The organism is Chryseobacterium lineare (genome assembly GCF_977014045.1).
Window position 1 is genome coordinate 1,480,420 of the sequence record NZ_CDRNIQ010000001.1, and the last position, 26,450, is coordinate 1,506,869.

The 26,450-nt window shown below is 33.6% G+C and carries 23 protein-coding genes; 1 reads left to right on the forward strand and 22 read right to left on the reverse strand.

What is annotated here, in order from left to right; all coding sequences use genetic code 11:
- Nucleotides 1-71: 71 nt before the first annotated feature.
- The 3 genes from xylA to ACWNCI_RS06455 form a co-directional block, all read right to left on the reverse strand.
- A complete protein-coding gene (gene xylA / locus ACWNCI_RS06445) occupies nucleotides 72-1,400 on the reverse strand; it encodes a xylose isomerase (RefSeq protein WP_449387644.1) in 1,329 nt (442 codons plus the stop codon).
- Between the two features lie 99 nt (nucleotides 1,401-1,499).
- Entirely contained in the window at nucleotides 1,500-2,984 is a 1,485-nt protein-coding gene (locus ACWNCI_RS06450; RefSeq protein WP_449387645.1) for a xylulokinase, read from the reverse strand.
- 19 nt (nucleotides 2,985-3,003) lie between these two features.
- Entirely contained in the window at nucleotides 3,004-3,729 is a 726-nt protein-coding gene (locus ACWNCI_RS06455) for an NUDIX hydrolase (RefSeq protein ID WP_042719662.1), read from the reverse strand.
- A 631-nt stretch (nucleotides 3,730-4,360) separates the two neighbouring features.
- Between ACWNCI_RS06455 and ACWNCI_RS06460 the strand changes: the two genes are divergently transcribed.
- Nucleotides 4,361-4,789 (forward strand): hypothetical protein, encoded by a 429-nt coding sequence (locus ACWNCI_RS06460; RefSeq protein ID WP_449387646.1) that lies wholly within the window; start codon nucleotides 4,361-4,363, stop codon nucleotides 4,787-4,789.
- A 157-nt stretch (nucleotides 4,790-4,946) separates the two neighbouring features.
- Here ACWNCI_RS06460 and ACWNCI_RS06465 read toward each other — a convergent pair whose 3' ends face one another.
- The 19 genes from ACWNCI_RS06465 to ACWNCI_RS06555 form a co-directional block, all read right to left on the reverse strand.
- Entirely contained in the window at nucleotides 4,947-6,101 is a 1,155-nt protein-coding gene (locus ACWNCI_RS06465; protein ID WP_449387647.1) for a DegT/DnrJ/EryC1/StrS family aminotransferase, read from the reverse strand.
- Nucleotides 6,102-6,123: 22 nt separating this feature from the next.
- Nucleotides 6,124-6,720, reverse strand: coding sequence for an acetyltransferase (locus ACWNCI_RS06470; RefSeq protein WP_449387648.1), 597 nt, complete (start codon nucleotides 6,718-6,720; stop codon nucleotides 6,124-6,126).
- An 11-nt stretch (nucleotides 6,721-6,731) separates the two neighbouring features.
- A complete protein-coding gene (locus tag ACWNCI_RS06475; RefSeq protein WP_449387649.1) occupies nucleotides 6,732-7,337 on the reverse strand; it encodes a sugar transferase in 606 nt (201 codons plus the stop codon).
- Nucleotides 7,338-7,364: 27 nt separating this feature from the next.
- Entirely contained in the window at nucleotides 7,365-8,600 is a 1,236-nt protein-coding gene (locus tag ACWNCI_RS06480; protein WP_449387650.1) for a glycosyltransferase family 4 protein, read from the reverse strand.
- 26 nt (nucleotides 8,601-8,626) lie between these two features.
- On the reverse strand, nucleotides 8,627-9,949 hold the full coding sequence (locus ACWNCI_RS06485) for a hypothetical protein (protein ID WP_449387651.1): 1,323 nt from the start codon (nucleotides 9,947-9,949) through the stop codon (nucleotides 8,627-8,629).
- On the reverse strand, nucleotides 9,946-10,968 hold the full coding sequence (locus tag ACWNCI_RS06490; RefSeq protein ID WP_449387652.1) for a glycosyltransferase family 4 protein: 1,023 nt from the start codon (nucleotides 10,966-10,968) through the stop codon (nucleotides 9,946-9,948). The genes ACWNCI_RS06485 and ACWNCI_RS06490 overlap by 4 nt, the downstream gene beginning before the upstream one ends.
- The gene (locus ACWNCI_RS06495; protein WP_449387653.1) at nucleotides 10,961-12,031 is read right to left on the reverse strand and encodes a glycosyltransferase; all 1,071 of its coding nucleotides are present in this window, start codon (nucleotides 12,029-12,031) and stop codon (nucleotides 10,961-10,963) included. The genes ACWNCI_RS06490 and ACWNCI_RS06495 overlap by 8 nt, the downstream gene beginning before the upstream one ends.
- A gap of 24 nt (nucleotides 12,032-12,055) precedes the next feature.
- The gene (locus ACWNCI_RS06500) at nucleotides 12,056-13,153 is read right to left on the reverse strand and encodes a hypothetical protein (RefSeq protein WP_449387654.1); all 1,098 of its coding nucleotides are present in this window, start codon (nucleotides 13,151-13,153) and stop codon (nucleotides 12,056-12,058) included.
- Nucleotides 13,150-13,704 (reverse strand): serine O-acetyltransferase, encoded by a 555-nt coding sequence (locus tag ACWNCI_RS06505; protein WP_449387655.1) that lies wholly within the window; start codon nucleotides 13,702-13,704, stop codon nucleotides 13,150-13,152. Before ACWNCI_RS06505 ends, ACWNCI_RS06500 begins: the two co-directional genes overlap by 4 nt.
- A gap of 71 nt (nucleotides 13,705-13,775) precedes the next feature.
- Nucleotides 13,776-14,999 carry an EpsG family protein gene (locus ACWNCI_RS06510; protein WP_449387656.1) on the reverse strand — a complete coding sequence of 408 codons (1,224 nt, stop codon included), beginning with the start codon at nucleotides 14,997-14,999 and terminating at the stop codon, nucleotides 13,776-13,778.
- Nucleotides 15,000-15,027: 28 nt separating this feature from the next.
- Entirely contained in the window at nucleotides 15,028-16,020 is a 993-nt protein-coding gene (locus ACWNCI_RS06515) for an acyltransferase family protein (RefSeq protein WP_449387657.1), read from the reverse strand.
- Between the two features lie 2 nt (nucleotides 16,021-16,022).
- Complete coding sequence (locus ACWNCI_RS06520; protein ID WP_449387658.1) at nucleotides 16,023-16,604, reverse strand: acyltransferase; 582 nt, start codon at nucleotides 16,602-16,604, stop codon at nucleotides 16,023-16,025.
- A complete protein-coding gene (locus ACWNCI_RS06525; RefSeq protein WP_449387659.1) occupies nucleotides 16,601-18,085 on the reverse strand; it encodes an oligosaccharide flippase family protein in 1,485 nt (494 codons plus the stop codon). The genes ACWNCI_RS06520 and ACWNCI_RS06525 overlap by 4 nt, the downstream gene beginning before the upstream one ends.
- Nucleotide 18,086: 1 nt before the next feature.
- Nucleotides 18,087-19,298 carry a UDP-N-acetyl-D-mannosamine dehydrogenase gene (wecC, locus tag ACWNCI_RS06530; protein WP_449387660.1) on the reverse strand — a complete coding sequence of 404 codons (1,212 nt, stop codon included), beginning with the start codon at nucleotides 19,296-19,298 and terminating at the stop codon, nucleotides 18,087-18,089.
- Between the two features lie 10 nt (nucleotides 19,299-19,308).
- On the reverse strand, nucleotides 19,309-20,427 hold the full coding sequence (gene wecB / locus ACWNCI_RS06535) for a non-hydrolyzing UDP-N-acetylglucosamine 2-epimerase (protein WP_449387661.1): 1,119 nt from the start codon (nucleotides 20,425-20,427) through the stop codon (nucleotides 19,309-19,311).
- 22 nt (nucleotides 20,428-20,449) lie between these two features.
- Nucleotides 20,450-21,742, reverse strand: a complete 1,293-nt coding sequence (locus tag ACWNCI_RS06540) for a nucleotide sugar dehydrogenase (RefSeq protein ID WP_449387662.1) — start codon at nucleotides 21,740-21,742, stop codon at nucleotides 20,450-20,452.
- A 19-nt stretch (nucleotides 21,743-21,761) separates the two neighbouring features.
- On the reverse strand, nucleotides 21,762-22,730 hold the full coding sequence (locus ACWNCI_RS06545; RefSeq protein ID WP_449387663.1) for an SDR family oxidoreductase: 969 nt from the start codon (nucleotides 22,728-22,730) through the stop codon (nucleotides 21,762-21,764).
- Nucleotides 22,731-22,732: 2 nt separating this feature from the next.
- The gene (locus tag ACWNCI_RS06550; protein ID WP_449387664.1) at nucleotides 22,733-25,072 is read right to left on the reverse strand and encodes a GumC family protein; all 2,340 of its coding nucleotides are present in this window, start codon (nucleotides 25,070-25,072) and stop codon (nucleotides 22,733-22,735) included.
- Between the two features lie 8 nt (nucleotides 25,073-25,080).
- A complete protein-coding gene (locus ACWNCI_RS06555; RefSeq protein ID WP_449387665.1) occupies nucleotides 25,081-25,869 on the reverse strand; it encodes a polysaccharide biosynthesis/export family protein in 789 nt (262 codons plus the stop codon).
- Between the last annotated feature and the right edge of the window lie 581 nt (nucleotides 25,870-26,450).

Sequence of the window (26,450 nt, forward strand, 5' to 3'; positions counted from 1 at the left end):
GGTTGAATAAAAAGGCCATTAATAATTATAATTCTGAAAATCCTTAGTGTTAGCAGCCTTTTCATTTTTTATTAGATATACATGTTCACAATAGCTTCAAACAATTCTTGTTTTCCACTTTTTGGCTCAGGTTCCCCGATTTCATGTGCTATTCTCTGAAGATCTTCCAATTTAAGGTTGCCTTCTTCAAATGCCTTCCCGTTTCCGTTGTCAAAAGAAGCGTAGCGATTTGTTCTTAATTTTTTATAATCTGAATTTTCAAGGATATCGGCCGCTGCCAGAAGTCCTTTTGCAAATACATCCATCCCAGAAATATGAGAGATAAATAAATCTTCCGGATCGATAGAATTTCTTCTGATCTTAGCATCAAAATTAACTCCTCCATTTCCTAAACCTCCTGCAGGAAGCAATACAAGCCAAGCCTGAACCATCTCAAGATAATCTACAGGGAACTGATCTGTATCCCAGCCATTCTGATAGTCTCCTCTATTAGCGTCGATACTACCTAAAAGTCCCGCATCTACAGCAACCTGAAGCTCATGCTCGAAAGTATGGCCTGCCAGCGTAGCGTGGTTAACTTCAATATTTAATTTAAAATCTTTATCCAATCCATAGTGTCTCAAGAAACCAATCACCGTTTCAGAATCGTAGTCATATTGGTGTTTTGTAGGCTCCATCGGTTTAGGTTCAATCAGGAAAGTCCCTTTAAAACCTTGCTGACGTGCATAATCTCTGGACATTGAAAGAAAACGTGCCAGGTGATCTTTTTCACGTTTCATATCTGTGTTCAGAAGGCTCATATATCCTTCTCTTCCGCCCCAGAATACGTAGTTTTCACCCCCTAAAGCAATTGTCGCGTCGATGGAATTTTTCACCTGAGTTCCTGCACACGCAACAACATCAAAATTAGGGTTTGTAGAAGCCCCGTTCATGTATCTTTCATGGGTAAAAACATTTGCTGTTCCCCATAAAAGCTTGATTCCAGTCTCTGCCTGCTTTTGCTTTGCATACTCTACCACTGCCTGAAGGTTTTTTTCGTAATCTTTCCAGTTGTCGGCCGGGTCTACAAGATCGATATCATGGAAACAATAGTAGCTGAAGCCCATTTTAGACATAAACTCAAAACCTGCATCCATTTTGTGCATTGCTCTTGTAACAGCGTCATTACCGATATCCCAAGGATGATGAATGGTAGCTCCTCCGAAAGGATCGCTTCCGTTTGCACATAAGGTATGCCACCATGCCATTGCAAAGCGTGTCCAGTCTTTCATAGGTTTTCCCATGACAACTTTTTCAGCATCATAATAGCGGAATGCCATTGGATTTCTGCTTTCCTTCCCTTCAAATTTAATTTTGTCGATACCTGTAAAAAACTCTTTCGTACCTGTTAAAGTGTTCATATTTCTTATTTATTTTTATTTAAAGTTTGCGTAGTCATTCCCTTCTCACTGATGTAGAAAGATCAGTAAGTGCCGAGGAATTTTTCCGCTGATTCGTTTTTAGATTATTTCATTAAGATGATGCTTCCATCTTGTATAGGCTTCCAGATATTGTTCTTGTTTCTCGTGTTCAGGCTCTATCACTGCAATTTTTTCGAGTGATGAAAATGCTTCTTTAGAATCTGCATAAAACCCTATTCCTATTCCCGCAGCTCTTGCAGCTCCTACAGCTCCGTCGGTATCATAAAGTTCAATTACTGCATTACTGACACTGGAAAGTGACTGACGAAAAATTGAACTTAAAAACATATTGGCATTTCCTGCACGAATCACCTGAATATCCATCCCGATATTTCTCATGATATTCATTCCGTATTCGTAAGAAAATACGATTCCTTCCTGCGCTGCGCGCAATATGTCTCCTTTTGTATGGATATTAAAATTAATTCCGTGTATTGAACAGTTGGTTTCTTTGTTTTCCAGTACTCTTTCTGCACCGTTTCCGAAAGGTACAATACTTAATCCTTTGGAACCTACAGGCGAAAGCGAAGCCAGCTCATTCATGTCTCCGTATGAAGATAATGACGTTGCAAAATTATGCTTCAGCCATGAATTCAAGATTCCTGTCCCATTGATGCAAAGCAAAACGCCCAGCCTGATCTGCTCTGGTGTATAATTAACGTGAGCAAATGTATTGACTCTTGATAATTTGTCATATTCAAGCTGATCGAGCACACCATACACAACTCCTGAAGTTCCGGCAGTGGAAGCAATTTCTCCCGGATTAAAAACATTTAGTGAAAGTGCGTTGTTTGGCTGATCTCCTGCTCTATATGAGATCGGTGTTCCTTCTTTTAAACCTAATTCCTGAGCTGCTGCTGCAGAAACCGTAGCCTGAATCCCGAACGTAGGAATAATCTCCGGGAAGAAGCTTTTAGGAATTCCGTAATGGCCGATTACGTCTTCCGAAATACAATTGTTTTTAAAATCCCAGAAAATCCCTTCCGACAACCCTTCGATCGTTATTCCGATTTGTCCGGACAGTTTCATAGCGATATAATCTCCGGGAAGCATTATTTTATCAATCTGATCAAAAATTTCAGGTTCGTTTTCTTTCACCCATGCTAGTTTTGATGCTGTAAAGTTTCCCGGTGAATTTAATAAATGAGATAAACATTTTTCTTCACCAATTTCTTTAAAAGCCTTTTCTCCATACGGCACTGCGCGGCTGTCGCACCAGATAATGGATGGTCTTAATAAATTCTGATCTTTGTCTACAAGGATAAGCCCGTGCATCTGCCATGTAATGCCAATTCCTTTAATATCTTCCGCATGTACTCCTGATTCATGCATAACAGCTTCATGAGCCAGTTTCAGGTTTGTCCACCAGTCACCGGGGTTCTGTTCTGCCCATCCGGGATTGATGGCGGTGATTTTCATTTCCTTTTTTGGAGAAAATTCTGAAGCAATCACCTTTCCGCTAGATGCCTCGATGAGACAAACTTTTACAGAAGAACTGCCGATGTCATAGCCTAGTAAGTACATAATTTAGATAGAAGCGTATTTATTTGATTAGTTTAGTATTATTTTTCTTGTAGATCTTTGCATCGAACTTATAATATCTTGCAGCACGGTGCGAAACGTTTTTCTCAATCTCATCCAACGGTACAATATAGTTGAAGGATGATATTTTTTTATGAAAATTTTTAATGTCAATATATTTTTCACTTAATGCGCTGTAAAGCTGGTACAGTTGCCTGATCGTAAACCTCTTCGGCAGCAGCTCAAAAATAATGGAGAAGTCGGATTCTATCCACTTTCTGATCTCCACCAGCGATTCGCTGATAATCTTATTATGATCGAACGGCAAGGTCGGCACTTCATCAATCGGAAACCAGTCTACTGTGTCATATTTTGTGCTGTTGATCTTATGATCGATCTTACAGAGCGATAAATATGCTACTGTAATGATCCTGTCTATATGATGCTTATACTCCTTTCCCATCCATTTTATATCATGTTCATTGTTGGCACGACTGGGATCTGCAAAACATTTGAACTGCTTAAGGACCATTTTCCTGATTCCTGTCAACTCGTGAAGTACTCTTTCAGCGGCATCATCTACATCTTCATCACTAAAAATCAAACTGCCCGGAAGTTTTCTCTGTCTTTCCAAAGGGATCTCATCCACATGTCGCTGAACCAATAAAATATTTAGGCGGTTTTCGAGATCAAATCCGAATACTACACAATCTACAGATACATACGTATGAATAAAGTTAGGGCTCATTTAATTGTTAACATTTATGTAACATCACAAATATAAAAATTCAAATGAATAAAAAAAATAAATTTACTGCTATTACCTACATATCAATAATTTACATATCGATTTTTTATGATAACAATTGTATATAAAATATGATAAGGTTATCATATTTTATATACTTATCCTGATCTTAAAATATGAGTTTACAACACTTTGTAAAAAAAATGTTAAAAAATAATAATGAAATTTTCCTTACAAAATACTATGATAAGAAACGTTAAAAAAAATATTAACTTTTTTATTAAAAAGTGTAAAAAAAACACTTTTAAGGGTTAAAATACTCAAAAAAATCGTTTTTTTCTTTACCGTTTTTATACCCAAGATCATAAAATTATGCTAAAAAGGAAATATTAATGAAAGTTTGTAAATTAATTTATGATAACATACCGTTGAACAAATTTAACCTTAAATATACCCTGTATTCTGCACGCATTTACAGCAAATCAAAAGAAGAAGCAGAAGTTTATTATTTCCTTATATTCCATTAAGCATATAAAAAAATAATAATTTAATGTGAGTATAATTTTACATTGGAATTGTGTGTATGGCACAACTTCTGATATAGCAAAGGCAACACTAAAATCAAAAAATTATGTCTATAAAAATACAAGTTGCTATGTGCAAGGATTGCAATGGCTATTACTCCGCGGCTCCTTTAGAAAAAAAAGATGTTCATCACCCTGAAATCATCGATCATTTTTTTTATCATGGTGAGCCATGGTTTACTCTTGATAAAAGTACTTTTGTAAAGTTTAAAAACTATGAAAATTCGGAAATCGTAATCGTTGATCTTCATCAGCATCAAAAGCAGGATTACCAGTATTGCAGATGTACAAAGAGGAAAACAGTTTCTAAAAAGAAATATGCCCACAGCGTTACCAGAAAGCAAAAAGAAGCTGGTTTTGTAGAGAAAAACGATGCTGATACTGATATTTATTTTAAAGATTTATATTATACTTATAATAATTTCCATGGTTTAAATACCAATAGTTATAGTAACTCTAACAGGAAGTTTCATTAAGATGTTTCAGCAGCTTCAAAAGAGCTCTTTAGAATAAAAAGCCAGAGATAATCCTTAATTATCTCTGGCTTGTATTTTCCGGACTAGTATTAATTTTAGTTTTATTAGGTGTCTTTATGAATAATTAAATTATTCAATGGTAGGTGTGTGGTGTGGTTTACGAAACTAAAATCTTTTTATTTGAAAAAACATTAACCATGACTTTTTCAATTCTGTTTCGATCAGCATCTGTCAAATTAGATCCCGAAGGAAGACATAAACTAGTATTGAAGAGCGTTTCTGCAAAGTTACCTCCATAGTATGGTGCATCTTTGAAAACAGGCTGCATATGCATTGGTTTCCATATAGGACGTGATTCTATATGATCTTCTAAAAATGCCAGGCGAAGATCTTCGTGGCTTTTTGATGCTAATTTCTTATCAACCGTAATTACAGACAGCCAGTGATTGCTGTAAAAATCTCCGTTCGGCTCGGAAAAAAGTTCAATACCATCCATATCTTTAGTAACATCAGCGTAGAAATCGTGCATTTTTCTGCGGCCTTCTACTCTGCTGTTCAGAACTTCCATCTGACCTCTTCCGATTCCTGCACATATATTGCTCATTCTGTAATTGTATCCGATCTCAGAATGCTGATAGTGTGGTGCTTTATCCCGAGCCTGTGTAGAAAGGAATACAGCCCTGTCCTTATCTTCTTTAGAATGGCAAACCAATGCTCCCCCACCCGAAGTAGTGATGATTTTATTACCATTAAAAGATAAGATCCCGAAACGTCCGAATGTTCCGCACGCTCTGCCCTTATAGGTTGATCCTAATGATTCGGCAGCATCTTCAATCAAAGGAATATCAAACTCTGAAGCTACTGCTAAAATTTCATCCATTTTGGCGGGCATTCCATAAAGATTGACCGCAATGATTGCTTTTGGCTTTTTCCCTTTGGTAATTCTATCCTTCACTGCCTCCCTTAAAGCCACAGGACACATATTCCAAGTGTCCTTTTCTGAATCTACGAATACCGGAGTTGCCCCAAGATACACGATAGGATTAGCAGATGCTGAAAACGTTAAAGACTGGCAGATCACTTCATCTCCATACCCTACATTACATTCAATTAATGCAAGGTGTAAAGCCGCCGTACCTGAAGAAAGAGCTGCGACCTTTGTTTTCTGATTTAAAAAATTTTCCAAATCACCTTCAAAACCATTTACATTGGGTCCAAGAGGAGCAATCCAATTGGTCTCAAAAGCCTGGTTGATATACTTTAGCTCTCCACCTCCCATGTGAGGTGAAGAAAGCCATACCTCGATGTTCATACTCAATTTTTATTTTTATTATTTATAATTCGGTAACTTTTATTACTTTACCAGGGTTTCCGACCACTGTTGCGCCGTCAGGAATATCACTGATGATAACTGCTCCTGCCCCGATAGTACACCATTTTCCTATTCTTATGCCCTGGATTACGCTTACTCCTAATCCAACATGCGTTCCTTCTCCTACATAAACGCTTCCTCCCAATGCAGCATTTGGTGAAATATGCACAAAATCCTCAATAACACAATCATGATCTATTGATGAATTGGTATTGATAATACAATGCTTTCCTATACTCACTGCAGAGTTGATGCTGACTCCTGACATGACAACTGTTCCTTCTTCTATATCTACTCTTTTGGAGACCGATGATTTCGGATGAAGTAAGGTAACATAAGTAAATAACGTATTCTGGTCAACAATATTCTTTCTTATTCGATTATTCCCTATTGAAATGATGATATCTATACTTTTTGATGGCGGTTTATGAATTACAGGATAATCCAGCAGTGTAGTTTTAGATATATTTTCATCTATAAACCCATTAATGTGGTATCCTTTTTCTTCAGCAACTTCAGCAACTACCTTGCCATGACCACTTGCTCCGTATAAATACATGTTGTTTCTGTTTAATTATTTCCGTTAAAAACCTCTGTCGTTGCCTGCCCTTCCTTATTAATTCCTTCTTTTTTAAAAACTTTCTTAAAAGTGAGAAATATAATTTTGCAATCCAATGCAAAAGACAAATGATCGATATACCATACATCCAGTTCAAATTTCTTTGCCCATGAAATAGCATTTCTTCCGTTTACCTGTGCCCATCCGGTAATTCCCGGGCGAACTTCGTGCCTGCGTTTCTGAGACTCGTTATACAAAGGCAGATACTGTGGCAATAAGGGCCGGGGACCTATCAACGACATATCACCTTTCAACACATTGATAAGCTGAGGAATTTCATCAAGAGAAGTTTTACGAACAAATGCTCCTATTGAAGTAAGTCTGTCCGAATCCGGAAGCAGATTTCCATCAGCATCTTTCTTGTCATTCATCGTTTTGAATTTGATGATTTTAAAAATTCTTTCGTTTAAACCCGGACGTGCCTGAAAGAAAAATGGCTTACCTTCATTTGCAAAAAACAGTCCAATGGTTACAATAATAAAAACTGGAGATAAGATTAATAATCCTAAAAACGCTATAATGAAATCAAAAAATCTTTTTAAAAAAAAATTGTACATTATATTATTATATTATTTAAAATATGATCACCGAATGATTTGTTTTATTGATTTCAAATATTCCTTAGCTAATAACTCTCTGTCAAAATTATTCTTCGCATACTGATATCCGTTTTGGCCTTCTATCTGTAGCCTTTTTTCATCATTAAGATATTCACGTATTGCCTTACTGTATTCTTCAGCATTTTCGGGCTCAACATAAATACCTGCACGGGCTTCTTCAACTAATTCGCGTGATACTCCGTCGATTGCCATCAAAATGGGCTTCTTACATGAAAAATAATCAAAAGATTTATTTGAATACACCGTTTTAAATGTCTCTACTTTTTTTAATACAGAAGCTCCCATTTCTGATGCTAAAATATACTTAAATACCTCTTTTTTGGGAACAGGATTTAAAAAGCGTACATTAATTACGTTCATTTGCTTTGCTTTATCTTTCAATCGATCTTTTTCCATACCCTGTCCAATTAATAAAAATAAAACATTTGTATCTTCAAGCTTTTTGCCTGCATCCAAAATTTGGTCTAAATGATTGGCAACCCCATGTGCTCCAACATAAGTAATTACAAAATAGTTTTCCAAATCATGCTCTTTTCTAAAGCTTTTGCGATCAAAATTTCTCATAATTTCTTCCGAAAGAGAAAAATCTGCCGCATTAGGTATCATAATCAATTTGCTTTTATCGACACCTTTTTTTTCATTTAAAGTTTTATAAAATGCAGGAGTAAGCACATTTATAAGTTTTGCTCTTTTATATACAAAAGCTTCAAACCAATAAGCAAACTTAATAATAAATTTATTGGTAAGTACTCCGGTATCAATAGCTGATTCTGGCCATAAATCTCTAATCTCGAAAATCATCGGAATTCTTTTGAGTCTTGAAATCAGAAAACCAGAACCTCCAACAAATAGCGGCGGTGAGGTTACAACAACGGCATCAAATTTCCCTTCAATCTTAAACATTCCTGCCCAAAGAGAGGAAAACATAAATGAGAAATAGCCCCATAAGCGACCTATAAAGCCCTTGTTATATGCTTCTGAAACATGAGTTCGATGAACTATTATTTCGCCTTGTCTTTTTTTTACGAAATATTTACCTTTATATTCTGCTCTTTTTTCCGATCCTGAATAATGCATCATTCCTGCTATAACAGTCACTTCATGCCCTTGAGCAGTCCAAGTTTTTGTGATTTCGTTCCATCTGGAACCTCCGGGATCATCTTCTTCTAAAAAATACTGATGTAATAGTAGGATTCTCATTAAGAAATATTATTATAAGTTTTCGCTTACTTAATTAAAGATTTGATTATTTGGGGTTTACCAGAAGCCGTTGGTGGAATTTCATCAACCTTAATCCATTCTATTGGAAAATCTTCCTGAAGATGGTCATGGATTTTTTTCTCAATTCGGGGCAAAACAGATTCATCATATTCTTTAGATGGAATATATTCAATTTTCATGGAAGATATATCTTCTTGAATTACACGAAATTGTGTTATTCCAGTTTCAAATTCAAAAATCCCTGTAAAAAAATGAACAATCATAAATTTATTTGATTTGGTATGTACAATATCGGTATCACGACCAATTACCTTTTCTAATAAAGGAAATGCAAATTTTCTATTAGCAGGATATTGATTGCGAGGTAAGCGAATTGCCAAATCACCAGTGTAGTATCTAATTATCGGCATTGATCTCGAGTCTAATCTAGTTACTACCACATGACCCAACTGCCCGTCTTCAACATCGTTACCTTCTTTATCAAGTAATTCCAGATAAATATGTGGGGTCATGATATAATAATAATCCAGATCATGCTGCGCTGCAATCATTAGTCCTTCTGAACAAGCATATGTATCGTAAACTTTACATCCAAAGACTTCTTTAATTTTAGAACGAAAATGTGGAAACATTTTGTCTCCCCAGCTAATTGCACCATCGAAGTGAATATCCTTGAATCCTTCTTTTTCGGCAATTTTTGCTAATAAATAAATCGATGAAGCATAACCACCTATATGATAATTTTTCCTGTTCCGAAATTTTCTCATCAACTGAGCAGACGAAGTTTCAGACATTCCGAAAGCATTGCTATAGGTTGTTCTTAAAAAATAATCTTTGAAAGTTTTTAAAATACCTCTATTAATAGTCATCCCAGTCTGTAATATAGGTTTTCCGGGCTTCCATCCTGCCCATTCCCACCATAGCATCTGGATGGCTCTATTGACATCTTGTTCTTTTACATTCATATACGTTATACCCTGAATTCCGGAAGAGCCACTAGTCATTTTTTTGATTAGTTTTTCTTTATCTTCAGAAAGCAATACGTCTATATTTTCCTTATAGTCTTTCTTCTTCATAATTGGAAATTTTTTTATCCAATTAAACGGATCTTCAGCAGTCTCAGTTTTCAATTCTTTATAAAAAGGTATTTCCTGAACTGCAAATTTCAAGAGATTAGATAAGTTTTCTTTTTGTAAATTAATCAATTCAGATTCTGAAAGTTTAGATATAAGTCGCCATTTTTTTAATTCAACCATTGTTTGAGTTGAAAATAAAATGTCACCAATAGGCATGACCATTTTTTCTAAAATTAAATTATATATTTTCATGATAATAGATTAATCCATTTATGTTTTACTACTTCCCAATCAAAATTCGAAACTTTACTTAGTGCATTTTCCGTTACGTTGTTTACCAAATCCTGATTCTCAAGCAGATCTATAATAGCTTGAGCCATTTGTTCTTTATTATTTTTTTCAACCAATAAAGCATCTTTGCTGTGATCCAATAAAAATGGAATCCCTCCTACAGAGGTGGTTACCACCGGAAGTCCTAATGCCATTGCCTCCAAAACACTTACTGGTGTATTATCGTAATTCGTAGTATTGATAAAGATATCATATTCTTCAGATAATTTATGCCATTCTTCTTTTGCTAATCGGCCCGTGATTTTAATTTTCTCCATTAAAGATTTTTTTTTAGCATATTTTTTAAATACTTCCATACTTCCGTCTTTATCAGGACCTACCATACATAATTTTGTTTGTGGATATTTTTTTGCTACAATCTCCAGTACATCTATTGCCAAATTCGGATTGTAGTCTGCATGGAAAGATCTCACCCATAATATGTTTGGAGATATTTTATTTCTTTTTTTAAATTGATAATTCTCAATTTCAATATTGTTGGGTATAATAATGGATTTATAGCCGTTTTTTTGAAAGTGATAATTTAAATATCCTGATACGGCAACATTTTCAAAAGAATTTTTAAATAAGAGATCACTGCACCATTTTGAGTTTTTCAATCTTTCAGGTAAGTTCCCTCCATGAAGAATAGGAATATATTTTATATTTAATAACCTTGAAATCATCCCGACTGAAAATGCAAACCAAAAAGCACTGGTGCTATAGGTATCAATTAAAACGTATTTGATTTGATTTCTGTTTTTAATTACAGAAAAACACATCTCAAAAAGCCTTTTAATTTTATTTAATGAATGGCCCGCATAGATCACTTCGATGTTTTCTTTTTCAAACAACACTCCCAATGTTTCTACAGTTCCCGGCGTGTTCCCGTATTTGCTTAGATTATTACCAACGTAAAGAATTTTTCTTGCTTTAGCCATTATCAAAAAGATTAGAATATTGTTTAATAATTATAGAAGAGTTAAAATTTTTCTCAGCAAATTTTCTATTTCTTTTACCGATATCTTCAAGTTCCGTTTTATTTAAGCTAAGCATATTTTTAAGTGCTGTTGAGATTGACGTTGAGTCGGTCGGAACGCATAGAAGCGAATCATTATCAATTAAAATACTATTGTCTGAAATATTAGATGCGACAACAGGTTTTCCACAAGCCATTGCTTCACATACAGCATTAGGCAAACCTTCATAAAAACTAAAAAGCCCTACTCCATTAGCTTTTTGCATCACCTCATGAATGTTTTTTACTGGATGATGAAATTTAAATATATTGCCTAATCCGTACTTTTCAATTTTTAATTTCCCTTCATCTAAGGATTTGTCCAAAACCTCTCCATACCAATTAATATCCAATTTTTCCTGAAATGATTTAGGTAAAAGAGCTATACCTTCAATAAGCCCATTCAGGTTTTTTAAATACTGATGACTGGCAGGAATTACTAAATTAAATTTTTTATTATCCGAACTTGGAGAAGTAGAATACTTTTCAAGATCAACTATATTATAAATTGTTTTACATTTATTTTTTAATAAAGGATTGGAACGAATTACCATATTTGCGTTTAGATGGGAATTACAGACCACAAAATCCGCCAGACTATGAAAAAGTCTCATTATTTTCCACTTCATTTTTATTTGCATTACCGGATTTGCACTACGCTCCCCTACAATCAGCTTCCATCGACGAAAAGGCAGAGACGAAATTTCGGAAATAAAAACAGGTCCTGATAAAAAAGAAATAACGACATCAAAATTATTGTTTCGTATAAATTTTCTAATCTTAAATATTCTTCGCAGATAATTTTTGTGGCTAATTAAATTAATCTTAATTCCAGCATTACTTAATTCAGCATTATAAAAATCCAGCGGATGGTATACTAAAAATTGCACCTCGTTATTATTAGCTAAAAATCCTTTAGCCAATTCAACCATCTGCTTTTGGGCTCCGCCAGAACCCAGACTATCAATAAAAAATAATATCTTCATTTAATTAATAAAAAAGGGTAATCATTATAATTTTGTATTTATTAATTCGATGAACCTATTGGCTACGTTTTCAATATTATATTGATCTATATCAATTTCCAGCGAATTGCTATAATTTCCTCTCAAAAATTGATCAAAATCAGAAATATTATTAATGTCAAATTGCATACTAAGTATAGGGCGATTCGTTAAGCCATAATCTATTAATTTACTAGGAGATTGAGCTGACTCTTTATTTTCAAAATTTATCAAAAAATCCATTTTACTTAATTCGTAAATTAGTTCATCTCTGGGTATATACTCCCTCACTTCAATCTTACTATTAAGACGGCTGTAGTAGTCTTTGATTAAACTATCATCTTTTGTGTAGATAATAAATTTAAAGTCATCTTTTATGGTACACAAATGATCTAAAAACAATTTGGGATCACGAATTTCCGGATAAAAAACTCCGGCATACGCAAATGTAGGCACAGAATTATGTATTTCACCCTCAAAAACTTTAGTATTTGAAAAATTAAAACCTTGAGGAATTACATGTATCTTGTCATGAAACTCCGGATAGTATGAACTTCTGGCATTTTCTATAGGAATAGTAACAAAATCAGCACGTTCCATAAATTGTTTCTCCAATTGTTTAAAATAAAAAGGGGGATTTTCTAAAACGTTCATCATAAATGGATCGCCACAATCTGCTATCCATACTTTTGCTAATTTTGTATTACTGCGAATTGCTCTGTAGCACCCCCAATGAATTGCATGTGGCGCAGCAATGGAAATTAAAACATCAAAATCACTAAAATCTTTTAATGTCTGCGGAATCTTCCATAAAAACTCAATATTTGGATACATTATCTTTTTTCTGAAGAGTTTTAACAGAATTTTATCTATCAATGAATATTTTTCTTTTTTATTAGAATGTTTTTTTATAAATAAAAGTTTAGAAAAAGATTTTAAGCTAATTTTATTAAATAAATTCCATTTTGAATATTCTTCTGGAGAGCAATTGGCTACTAAAGTAACATTATGATTTTTCGCTAATTCCACAGCCAATTCGGTTGTTCGATAAGATCGAGGGGATTGAAAAGGATAGATCATGTGGGAAACTATTAAAATATTCATTCAACTTTATTATTAATTATATTATAACAAGGATTTTTTTTGGGAATTATTTTCCCCGGATTACCTATGACTATACTTTCACTTGGCACATTAAAATTAACATAAGCTCCAGGTGCAATTAAAACATCGTCTTCAATCACAATACGCCCTACAATTACCGCATTTGTTCCAATCCAAACATTGTTTCCAATAATGGGTGCACCTTCTTTATTACCGCCATGAATTTTTCCGATAGTTACTCCGGGAGATATATTACAATTGATTCCTATTTTCACTTTTGGATTAATAATAATATGACCAAAATGGCCGATGTAAAAGCCTAAACCTATTTTAGTGTTGGGAACAATTTGAAATCCAAATTTATATCTTAAATGTCGAATGACAAATTTTGAAAAGAGCCGGATAAGCTTATTATTAGATAACGAACACATTCTGAAAAACACTAAATAACAAAAGCCCGGGTTACTCATGTTATATAAAATATCTTTGAATTTATATTTATTTTTAGGATAAATCCGATATAAATCACTTAATATATATTTTTTTAACATTAAATTAGAATAAAATTATTTAACAATTTTGCTTACAATATTCGATCTAAAAATTTAGAGATATAACTTATCTACAAATAGAGATATAATAAATAAATAGGATTCGAAAAATAGAAAACAGGTTCAAGCACTTTCATGTACAAAACAGCCTGCACATAAAAAGAGAAAGAAAAAATGACCGGCATCGCATACACAACCTTATTATATTTTCTTCCTTTGAAGTTCACCAGCCAAATATAGGCAATTATAGGGTATGATAATAGCATATATCTTCCACCAAGAGAAGGGATTGCCATTGTAAAATTGACAAATACCATCAGCACCAGTAAAAATGAGAACAGATATTTAGTCTTAGCATTATCAATGATTTCTTTTGAATTTTTAATAAATAAATACACTAAAAAATTCATGTAAACCCTGGTCAGAAAATCGAATGTTGCAGCAATCCAATAAAAACCGGTACCACCACTCGCTTTTCCTTGTATATAAGATTCGTCTGTATAAGACTCAGCCATTTTCACAATAAAAGTAGGGAATAGATCTATATAGTTTCTAACCAGGTCTAAAGAAATATTGGATACTAAAAAGCTTACAAAGAATAAGATTGTCCACAGCTTATAAAAATTTTTGCCAAAATACGCAATGACACTAACTCCTAAGAAAACCCAGAATGCTCCATGAAAAAATGGTGCGCACAACAGCAAAAGAAAATACTGATACTTCCCATTTCTAAAAATCTGAAAAATACTATACACTCCAATCCAGCCGGCCGTCCAGAACCGTACTCCGTTTATATTGAATATTTGATTTATCATGAATAAATACAACAAAATAAAGCAGGCAAGAGAAGTTGAATAATTTTTTTCTGCGATAAAAAATTTAAGGGATTTTAAGGCAAAAAATGTAAAAACGATTGCAAAAACCATGAACATGATATGGTAATTGGATGTAAAACGCGATACGTAAAATGCTACCGTATCAAAATAATAATCCTGCTTCCCTTTTTCAAAAGTAAAATATTCTATAAGATCTTTGTAAAATTTTGAATCAGTAACAAACCTATAGTGTTCAAATTTTTCGCGGTAAGTCGATCCGTCGATACTATCATTACTATTTTTCCCTTTATCAACCGAGAAAGAAAGACCAAAAAAAACAGAAAACAGGAAGATAATAATGAACGAAGATTTTGTTTTTAAAGTACGTAGTGAAAATAGAAATGCGAGAATGGGTGAAACCAGGAATAAAATTATTTTTATTACCTTATCCTCATTATTTTCTTTCTGCCAAACTGCCATAATATATTTTGTCTTTTAAAAATAAAGATTATTGTTTACCTAGTGTAATAAATTTCTTCTCTATATAATTATATGTAAAGCTTGAAATTATTAATGTTAATAATATTGTTACAGCTAAAAGAGCAGGTATATTCTTTATCCAAATAATAAGTAAGCTAATTATTAATACATGGAAAATATAAATTGAATAAGAAATGTCTCCCATGTAAATCATAGATGCCGTAGATCTCTTATTAATATCAAGAGAGAAATAATTTTCATATTGAAGAACAGAAGTAAATAACAATATGCATGCAAAAAATGAAAGTATATCATTATAAGGCATTAGCATTGCAATTATCATGAAAACAAAAGATCCAAACAGAATAAGACTATATACATTTTTCTTCAATTTAGGAATTCTATTCTTTATAAATAATTCTGCTATTACACAACCTGCCAGGAAAAGAATCATATGGAGAGAGCCTGCCAGACTTACGAATAAAGATACAAAAGGGATGTTATTTTCAATCGAAGTAAATTTAATAAGAGAAAAACAAATCAAAAATAACAATGGAATCAGAACAAAAATAATTCTCTTCTGAACTTTAAAAAAAAGAAGAATAAAAAACAAACTGTAAAAAAACATTTCAAATAAAGTAGACCATGCAACACCAACAATTAGGCTATTATAAGACCATTTTGTATCCCAAGGAAGCATAAGAATATTTTGAGAAAGTGTTTTAAAATCTAGGTTAAAATCCTGAAAATTTATTTTATACAAAATATAAAATAGTAAAGCAAATAAATATAAAGGATAAATTCTGAATACTCTTTTTTTAAGATATTTCCAAGGGTTTGCTTGTTCTTTAGTCGTTAAATATATTAAGAATCCACTTAAAACAAAAAAAATATCAACGCCATACTGACCTGATAAAAAGTATTCGCCGAAAGGCTTAAAATTACTTTTTTGGAACACATGAGTAATTAAAACACTTATTGCGGCAAAAGCCCTTAATATTTGCAGGGTATTTATTTGCATTTTTATTTTTTCAAAATTTTATTTTTAGGTATAAAGCCATAATATTCTACTTCCCCTTTCCAAGGAATAAACTTATCTGGATCTAAATCTTTTATCTTTTTTGCAGGATTACCTGCAATAACACAATAACCCTCCGGAAAGCTTTTAGTAACAACGCTCCCTGCAGCAACGATAGTTCTTTTGCCTAATTCTACACCAGGCAATACTACAGAATTCATCCCTACCCATGAATAATCGCCAATAATGACTTTTTTATGGTTATATTTCCGCTGGTCATACAAATCATGATTTGTGCTTAAAATTCCTACATTAGGCCCAAATTGCACATAATCTCCAATTTCAACACCTCCAACCGCTTGAATATAATTTCCTGGTCTTGTCACTAAACAATTAATCCCGATTTTCACTCTTTTATAATGAGCAACCTGACAACCTTTTTCAATAGGAAAAGGTATTTTTGAAATTCCTGTTTTAAATTTAAAAAAAACAAAATAGCTGGATTTTTGCCCTGATTTCCTAAATTCTAAATATTGTTTACTAAAAGGTATCAATATTAAAATTACATTTTTTATGAGATTTTTCATTTTACGAATTTGTGTAATAATGGTTTAAAAATAGAATGATAGTCAATCTTTTTATATTTTGTCCAAAAAAACATCAATATAATGTATAATATTGCAGAAATACAAACGATGAAAAATTTATCCAGAGTTGTGTAATTTATAAAAAAATACCTTAAAGGAAGCAAAATCAAAAATGAGGGAACTATTAAGTTCAATATTAATTTGACAGGGAATAAATCAATAAAATCAATTTTAAAATATTTGGCCACAAAAAATAACATCGCTATAATTCTACCTATTTGACATATAACAGAAATTACGGTTATGGCAATTGCCGATTTAATTGTATATACCGATAATGCTTCTAAAATAATTAATAATATAGCACCATATAAATGTACACGATAATAATGTTTTTCACCTCCGATAGAAAGAACTAATGGTCCATATGAAATCAACGTAAAAAAGTTCACTACCAATTTAATCTGGAAAAATATTCCTGATGTATGATACTTTTCACCATATAATAAAACCATGATGATATCAGCAAAACAAAAGAAAAAAACAACTACAGGATAGATTAATTTTACGGTTTTACTAAATACAGAATGCCAAAGCCTCAAAGTTTCCTTTTTATAATCTTTATCCTGACGAAAGTTATTTTTTGAGTATATTGGCGATAAAACTACAGAACCCGCAGAAATAATCATTCCAACAAAAGGCAATTCTAACGATCCATTGGCAAAATCAGCGAAAACCTCGGTACCAAAATACCTACTTATAAAAAACTGATCCGTTGAACTGATAATTGTGCCCCAAATACCAGCAAACATAATCGGCAAAGTATATTCAAATACTTTTTTATAAGAAATATTCGATTTTTCTTTTTTAAGTTGTCTGACAGGATAAGATTTTAAATACAATGCAGCTAAAAAACTTATAAAACTAGCTATTGTAAAACCCATTATTGCATCTTTTACACCTCCTTTCCAAATCAATACCGGTAATGCAACACAACAAAGCATTAAAACTCTTGTACTAATATTATATATCGCAATGAGAAAGCTTTTTTTATATGTAGATAAAATCCCATCAAGCCCCATAGTAGGCAACATCAAAAAAGGGACTGGTGAAAAGTACATCAAAGGAATGGCTAAATCATCATTCTTTAAAAATGCCGCAATCGGCTTGCTAAGCAAAAACAACATAATGCTCATTAAAGCACCTGAAAACAATAAAACATTATTAATTTTATTAATCAGATCTTTCGCTTGATTATCAGGTATCCTAGGTAAAAAAAAAGAATATGCTTTTGGCAATCCTAAGGTAAATACAACAACACAAGTTGAGTAAACATACATGACTTGCTTATATGTTCCATAATCTTCTTTGTTAAAATAACGGCTCAAAATCATGGAACTAATAATAGTAAAAGCAAATGCCGAAAGGCTACCCACCATTACCCAAAAAGTCTGAACCGTATTATTTGTACTTTGAGCCATTTTAATTTGTTGCCCCACAAAAATCTAATACAACCTGATTTTCGTGAAATTCTATATTTTTAAATTGATTATGTGAAACTAATAAAGCAACAATATCAGCTTTTTTAACAGCATCATTATAATCCGTCAATTTAAAGATATTATGTTCGTGAATATTTGGTTCTACAATAAAGTATTCATCATCGTTTGCTTCTTGTAAAACTCTTTGAACAATATATTTTGCAGGAGATTCTCGTAAATCATCAATATTCGGTTTAAAAGCTAAGCCCATTAAAGCGATTTTCGGTTCGCGGTTATATTTCAGTTTAAACTCTTTTTTAGCTTCTTTAATTTTTTCCGCACACCAGAATGATTTATGGTTATTTACTTCTCTTGCCTGCCCTATAATTCTTGATTCTAATGGATATTCGGAAGTAATAAAATAAGGATCAACGGCAATACAGTGTCCTCCAACTCCGCAACCAGGCTGTAAAATATTAACACGAGGGTGCTTATTTGCCAAACGAATAAGCTCCCAAACGTTGATTCCAGCTTTATCACAAATTAAAGATAATTCGTTGGCAAAAGCAATCTGTACATCGCGAGATGAATTCTCAGTTAATTTACACATTTCAGCTGTACGGGCATTTGTAGGATGCAATTCTCCACTTACAAATTGCGAATAAAAATTGATTGCCTTTTGAGTAGATTCTTCATCTACCCCCCCAATTACACGGTCATTGTGAACTAATTCGTACATTACATTTCCTGGTAAAACACGCTCAGGACAATACGCTAAATAAATCTTACCCTCCAGTTCAGGACGTCTTGAAAAAATAAGATGCATCATTTTCTCAGTAGTTCCTACCGGAGAAGTCGATTCAATAATATAAAGATCTCCTTCTTTTAATAATGGAATAATACCTTCTGTTGCTGCTTGTACATATGAAATATCTGGTTCATGGTTTCCTTTAAATGGTGTTGGAACAACTACCAGATAAACATCAGCCGATACAGGTTTTGTATTGGCTCTTAGATACCCTTCTTTTACCGCACTTGCGACTGCTTTGTCCAGATCCGGTTCTACAATATGTATTTTACCTGCATTAATTGTATCTACTACGTGTTGAGAAATATCAACACCATGTACCGCAATCTTATTATTAGCGATTAATGCTGATGTCGGTAAACCTATGTAACCTAATCCTATTGTCACTACTTTGGGTGAATTCATCTGTCTAAGTTTATATATTTTTAATAAAATTTACTATTCTTTCACAAGCCTTACCATCGCCATACGGATTATGAAGCTCGCTCATTTTTTGATAAATATGGGTATTATCTAATAAATTAAAACATTCTGAAATAATTTTATCAGTATCAGTTCCCACTAAAATAACAGTTCCTGCATCTACTGCTTCAGGTCTCTCAGTGGTGTCACGCATTACCAAAACTGGCTTTCCTAAGCTTGGAGCCTCTTCCTGTACTCCACCTGAATCGGTAATTATAATGTAGGCTTTATTCATAAGCCATACAAAAGCAGGGTAAGCCAAGGGTTCAATTAACAAAATATTATTTACACCAGACAAAATATCATATACTGGTTTTGTAACATTAGGATTTAAATGTACCGGATAAATAATTTGTACATCACTGTTCTTAGATGCAATTTCTTTTAATGCTTCACAAATATTGATAAAGCCCTGCCCGTGATTTTCTCTTCTATGTCCGGTAACAAGAATAAGCTTTTTATTAAAATCAATTATATCATTAAGGGATTTTATCTCGTCATTGCTAATAGAAGAAACTTTCGAAGAACTCTCTAATAAAGCGTCAATAACCGTATTTCCAGTAACTAAAATATTTTCTTCGGATATACCTTCTTTAAGAAGATTACTTTTTGATTTTTCAGTAGGTGCAAAATGATAATCTGCTATACGTCCTGTAACCTGCCTGTTAATTTCCTCTGGAAATGGCGAACGTTTATCATGAGTTCTCAATCCGGCTTCTACGTGGCATACTTTTGAACCTGAGTAAAATGATGCAATACTTGCAGCCATTGTAGTTGTTGTGTCACCATGCACATAAACATAATCAGGATTAAAATCTTCAAGAACAGATTTTAACTCAACAATAATGTTTGCTGTTAAAGTATATAAATTTTGGTTCGGCTTCATTAAATCCAGATCATAATCCGGAATAATTTCAAAAAAATCTAAAACCTGATCAAGCATTTCTCTATGCTGAGCTGTAACACATACTCTGGTTTCAAAGTCTACATTATTCTTCTTAAATTCTTTCACCAAAGGAGCCATTTTTATAGCTTCTGGTCTGGTTCCGAATACAATAAGATTTTTTATCATTACAATATAATATTATTTTTTTTTACAGTTTTCCGTCAACATCTTTCAAAATTCCTTTTACATCATACACCACACCATTTTCTTTCAAATAATCTTTGAGGTTAATGTTCATAAATTCCTTATGGGCAACCGTAAGAATAACCGCATCAAATTTCTTATCCGGAATTTCGTTCACTACTGTAAGTCCGTACTCATGAACTACCTCTTCAGGATTTGCCCACGGGTCGAAAGTAGTGACCTGTAATTGGTAATCTTCCAGTCCGCAGATAACGTCTACGGCTTTTGTATTTCTTACATCCGGACAGTTTTCTTTAAATGTAATTCCCAGGTTCAGAACTTCTGCGCCATTGATGTTGATGTTTTTCTTAATCATACATTTCACCAGCTCAGATGCTACATATTGTCCCATAGAATCATTAAGCCTGCGACCTGCAAGGATGATTTCAGGATGATAACCGTTTTCTTGTGCTTTCTGGGCAAGATAATAAGGATCCACTCCTATACAGTGACCTCCAACCAGTCCCGGTTTGAAAGGTAAAAAGTTCCATTTTGTTCCTGCAGCTTTTAATACTTCATGCGTGTCAATTTCAAGAAGATTGAAAATTTTAGCAAGCTCGTTAACAAACGCAATATTGATATCCCTCTGTGAGTTTTCAATTACTTTGGCAGCTTCAGCAATCTTGATTGTGGGAGCAAGGTGGGTACCCGCTACGATAACAGATTGGTATAAACCGTTCACAATTTCTCCAATTTCCGGCGTGGAACCCGAGGTTACTTTTAGAATTTTTTCTACCGTATGTTCTTTATCTCCCGGGTTGATACGCTCTGGAGAATAGCCTGCAAAGAAATCTTCATTGAATTTCATTCCTGAAACTCTTTCCAGCACAGGAATACATTCTTCTTCTGTAGCACCCGGATAAACTGTAGACTCATAGATTACAATATCACCTTTAGAAAGAACCTTTCCAACCGTTTCAGAAGATTTGTAAAGCGGAGTGAGATCAGGACGGTTGTGCTTATCTACAGGAGTAGGTACGGTTACCACATATATATTTGCATCTTTGATATCATCAATATTGGCTGAAGCAAAAAATCCTTTTTCATTTTCATTGTTAAAAGGGTTTTCGTTTACCAGAACAGATTGTAAAATATCAGCCTCCACTTCAAGCGTACTGTCATTTCCTCCTCTTAGTTCTTCGATTCTTTTCTGATTGATATCAAATCCCACTACTGGGTATTTTGTTGCAAATAAACGGGCGAGCGGTAATCCTACATATCCCAAACCGATAACGGCAATTTTATATTGTTTTTCCACAAAAATTCTTTTTGACAGTTTATTTTAAATTTTCCCAATACCATTTAATGGCTTCTTTAAGTCCATTTTCAATGGTATGGCTTGGATGGTATCCCAAAAGGTTTTTAGCTTTTTCAATGGATGCAAGTGAATGCGGAATATCCCCTACACGGTTTGCCCCATGTAAGATTTCAATATTGGCAATCTGCTCATCGTATTCGCTCAAATATTTTTTAATATAGTTCACGAGGTCATTTAATGTTGTACGGTCTCCTACTGCCGTGTTGTAAACAGTATTAACTGCTTCCGGATTTTCGGTAAGCATAGCGAGTTCATTCATCTGGACCACGTTATCAATGTACGTAAAATCTCTTGAATAATCTCCGGTTCCGTTAATTTTCGGAGACTGGTGATTCATCAGCTGCTTTACAAATAAAGGGATCACTGCGGCGTAGGTACCGTTGGGATCCTGTCTTCTCCCGAATACATTGAAATATCTCAGTCCGATGCATTCTATGCCATATGTTTTGGAAAACACATCTGCATACAGCTCATTAACATATTTGGTAATTGCATAAGGAGATAATGGTCTCCCAATCACGTCCTCCACTTTAGGAAGAGAAGCCGAATCACCGTAAGTAGAAGATGAAGCTGCATACACGAAACGTTTAACTTTGGCATCTCTTGCAGCAACAAGCATGTTCAGAAAACCTGAAACATTTACCTCATTGCTTGTAATGGGATCATTGATCGATCTTGGAACAGAACCTAAAGCAGCCTGATGCAAGACATAATCTACATTCTCTACAGCTTCCTTACAGATTTCGAGATCACAGATGCTTCCTTCAATCAGTTTATAATCCGGATTTTTTAAGAAACCTTCAACATTGTGACGGTTTCCTGTTGAAAAATTGTCCAGACAGACTACCTGGTAGCCTTTATTTAAAAAATATTCCGTAAGGTTGGAGCCTATGAACCCTGCTCCTCCCGTAATTAAAATCTTACCCATTTTTATGACTTAAAAATTTTACTCCACCAAGTTTTTTTAGTTTCTTTATTATTATATCCATAGCCGTAACCATAATTATAACCATATCCGTATCCTCTTGCTTTTTTGGAAACATCGTTTACAACAAAAGATACATTTCTTAATTTTGAGTCTTTTACAAGGTCTTCAGCGAAATCAATAAGTACATTTCTTGAAACTCCTGATCTCACCACATACAACGTTGCATTTGCCACATCTGCTATGCTTAATGTGTCCGATACGAGCATAAGCGGTGCAGAGTCTATAATAATATAAGCATACTGGGAGGCCATCTGAGCGATCAGCTCCTGGTATCTTCCGTTGGAAAGAAGCTCCTGAGGATTCGGAGGAATCGTTCCAGCATAGATTACGTCACAGTACGGATTAGTGTAAGATGTATGAATGAGATCTTCAACATTTACAGACTCATCGTATAAAAATTCCGTAAGACCTTTTCTTTTCACCGGCTCACTGTCATATCTCTGAATCTGAGGATTCCGGATGTCTGAACCTATGAGCAGAGTTCTTCCGTTTTTATTTGCTACAGTTAGCGCAAGATTTACGGAAACCAAGGTTTTCCCCTCACCTTTTACGGATGACGTCACCATAATAACCTTTGCAGAATCTTTTTTAGGAAGTACAAATTTAAGATTGGAAGCTAACACACGAAATGATTCCGCAAGCTCTGAAAAATCATTTCTTTGTACCAAATGGTTATCATCTGCTTTCAAAGAAGGGATATCAACTAAAATACTAAGGTTTGACCGCTCTTTAATATCTTCTTTGGTATAAATTTTATCATCCAAAATAAACAATAAATAGAAAATAGCAAAAGGAATTAATAAACCTAATAAAAATGCTCCGAGAATAATAACATCTTTTTTCGGAGAAACAGGAATATCATCAGTGTATGCCGGATTTACAATTTTAGCTTTTGGAACATCAACCGATAAATTGATGGCATTTTCTTCTCTTTTCTGCAGCAAAAACAAGAAAAGTTGTTCTTTAAGATTCTGCTGACGTTCTATACCCCTGTAAATTTTAGATTGTCCCGGAACTTTTTCTATAACATTATTAGTTGTTTTGATCTCATTCTGTAATTTTGAAATGGTAGCTTTTACAGCATCTTTCTGTTCACGGATATTGTCACGGATAATATCTTTCAGGGAAGCTATTTCCCGATTCATTTCGATCACAGCAGGGTTTTCATTGGTAGCCTGCTTCAACGTTTTATTTCTGTTGATAAGAAGAAGGTTATACTGTGATATCGACTGCTCTAGGGAAGGGTTAAGCCCCAAATTAGAAGGCATAAGCTGGTTGTTACCTTTTGCAGCTTCAGACGTAAGAGAATTTAAAAGGTCAAGCTGAGCCTGCTGCTGAAGAAGCACCTTTGTATTATCACTGGTGTTTTGCAAAGCGAGTTCAGCCTGTGCCTGAAGGTCGACAATGCGGTTGCGGTTCTGGAAGTCTTCTTTCTGATTTTCAACCCCTGATAAATCACGAGTAATAACTTCCAGTCTTTTGTCGATAAATTTCTGCGTATTTTCAGCCTGCAAGTTTTTATCTTTCTGTCCGTCTAAATTGTACTGATGGGTAACTTCATCAAGAATTTTTTCTGATTTCTGCGCAACCGTTCCTATGAGAGTGATATCCATAAGGAGCGCTTTTTCATCCGGTAAATTTACCTGAATTGTTTTTTCAAGTTTTTTAACTTTTTCTATAGGATTCGAGAAAATTATTTTGTAATCGGGCTTAACGTCAAACTGACGATTTCTGTGTAAAACAACTATTCCGAAATCAATGTTCAACGGTACTTCAAATTTTCCTTTTAATTTACCATACTTCTCATTCTCAAGAATAAATTCATCTCCTTTAAGATTCGAAATTTTGTATTCTGAAGATACGAACCCATCTTTGAATTTGATGATATCTCCTGAAATGGGCACTTTAGTGTAAAGCTGGGAATCTTTAATTTCCCCGCTATAAAAGTACTCAACATTAAGATTAAGGTTTTTAACAACCTGCATCAATATAGGTCGTGAAGTTACCACTGCAGCTTCACTTTTCAATTCGTCTGAGTTTCCTAAACCTATCCCCAAATTATCGAGATCGGATAATGCCGAGGTAAGATCATTTTGTTTTTTATCAAATTTAAGGGTGGTTTTTGTTTGGTATTTAGGAACACTGTATCTAAGATAAATATAAGCACTTGTTACACAAACTAAAACGGACACCAAAAACCAAGGCCATTTATAAAGGTATTGGGAGATTATTTTTCTTAGATCAATTTTATCTTCTTTCTCTTGAGGTTCTATCTGCTGCATATTTATGGTTATCTTTTTAAAGCAATAATTAAGGTAGCTGCAGTTAATAATGTGCCAATAATTTGGAAAGTAAGCGCTCTGTTAGGATTTGAGTTAGCCTGTATCTGCTTATTCTTATCAGGCTGCACATACAATATGTCGTTCTGTTTCATATAATAATAAGGTGAACTTACAATATCTGCTCTCGTAAGGTCCAGATTGACAATCTCGTCATTACCATCGTCTTGCGTACGGATAAGTTTTACATTGGTCCGGTCCCCGAAATCTGTCATATCACCTGCAAGGCCAAGTGCCTGAAATACATTGATTTTTTGTGATAAGCTCTCTTTTTGTCCTGGTTCTTTTACTTCACCTAAAATACTTACATTAAAGTTTTTAAGCGTAATTGTAACCAAAGGATCAGTAAGATATCTTTTTAAACGTGATTCCATATCCTGTTTCAGCTGTATTTGAGTCATACCTTTCGTATATATACTTCCCAATACCGGAAAATTAATATAACCTTCCTCATTGACCAGATATTCACTGGGTTGCGCATATTGATTTATTCCTGTATTTGCATCACCTCCAACTTTATTTGCAGTATTAAGGTTAAACGGCTTCACAGCAGCTTCATCAAGTGCGGAAACAAGAATAAGAAGAACATCTCCTTCCTGGATGTGTAAACCCTGAAATTTCGCTTTGGCGACTTCCTCTTCCATATTGCTTTTCGACATATACACCATATTCTGTTTGGGCTTGCATGATAATAAAGTAATAGATACTAATATCAGAAGAGTGATAATATTTCTGTTCATATGTAATTTTAATCTACTGTGGTAACGCTCTCAATTTTTAGATTATTCAATGAGCGAACTAAATATTTTTATGGTTAATATACTATTTTATAATAAATGTAAAATTTGCAACGCGTATCTTAATCAATTTGTTTGCCGAAATAATGTTTTAATGTAAAATTCAAACATAATATTCGTAATTACCAGATAAACAACCAAATTAAATTATGTTAACCTTCGCGGGATTTATATAAATATTTTTTGAAATTAATTTTTGTTCATTTATTAGATTACCATTTATTATCAATTTTATTTTATGTTTTAAAATATTAATACAAAGCTTTCTGCTGTGATGGCAAACATTCACTATAAAAATCCGATACAAAAACATTCTCCAAAAATGCATTTCAGAGTTTAATTTTTGCCAAGAATAAGAAAAATTTAAATAAGAAAAAGTATTTGAAAGAAAAATTAAAACTGGTGAATACATATGGAAGCACTCCAGCTCCCTAATATTAAAAAGATTTTTACCCAAAAGAGTATTAAAACAAAGGTACAACAGTTTCATTTTAACAGTATATGATTTCAGTACCCAAATATAA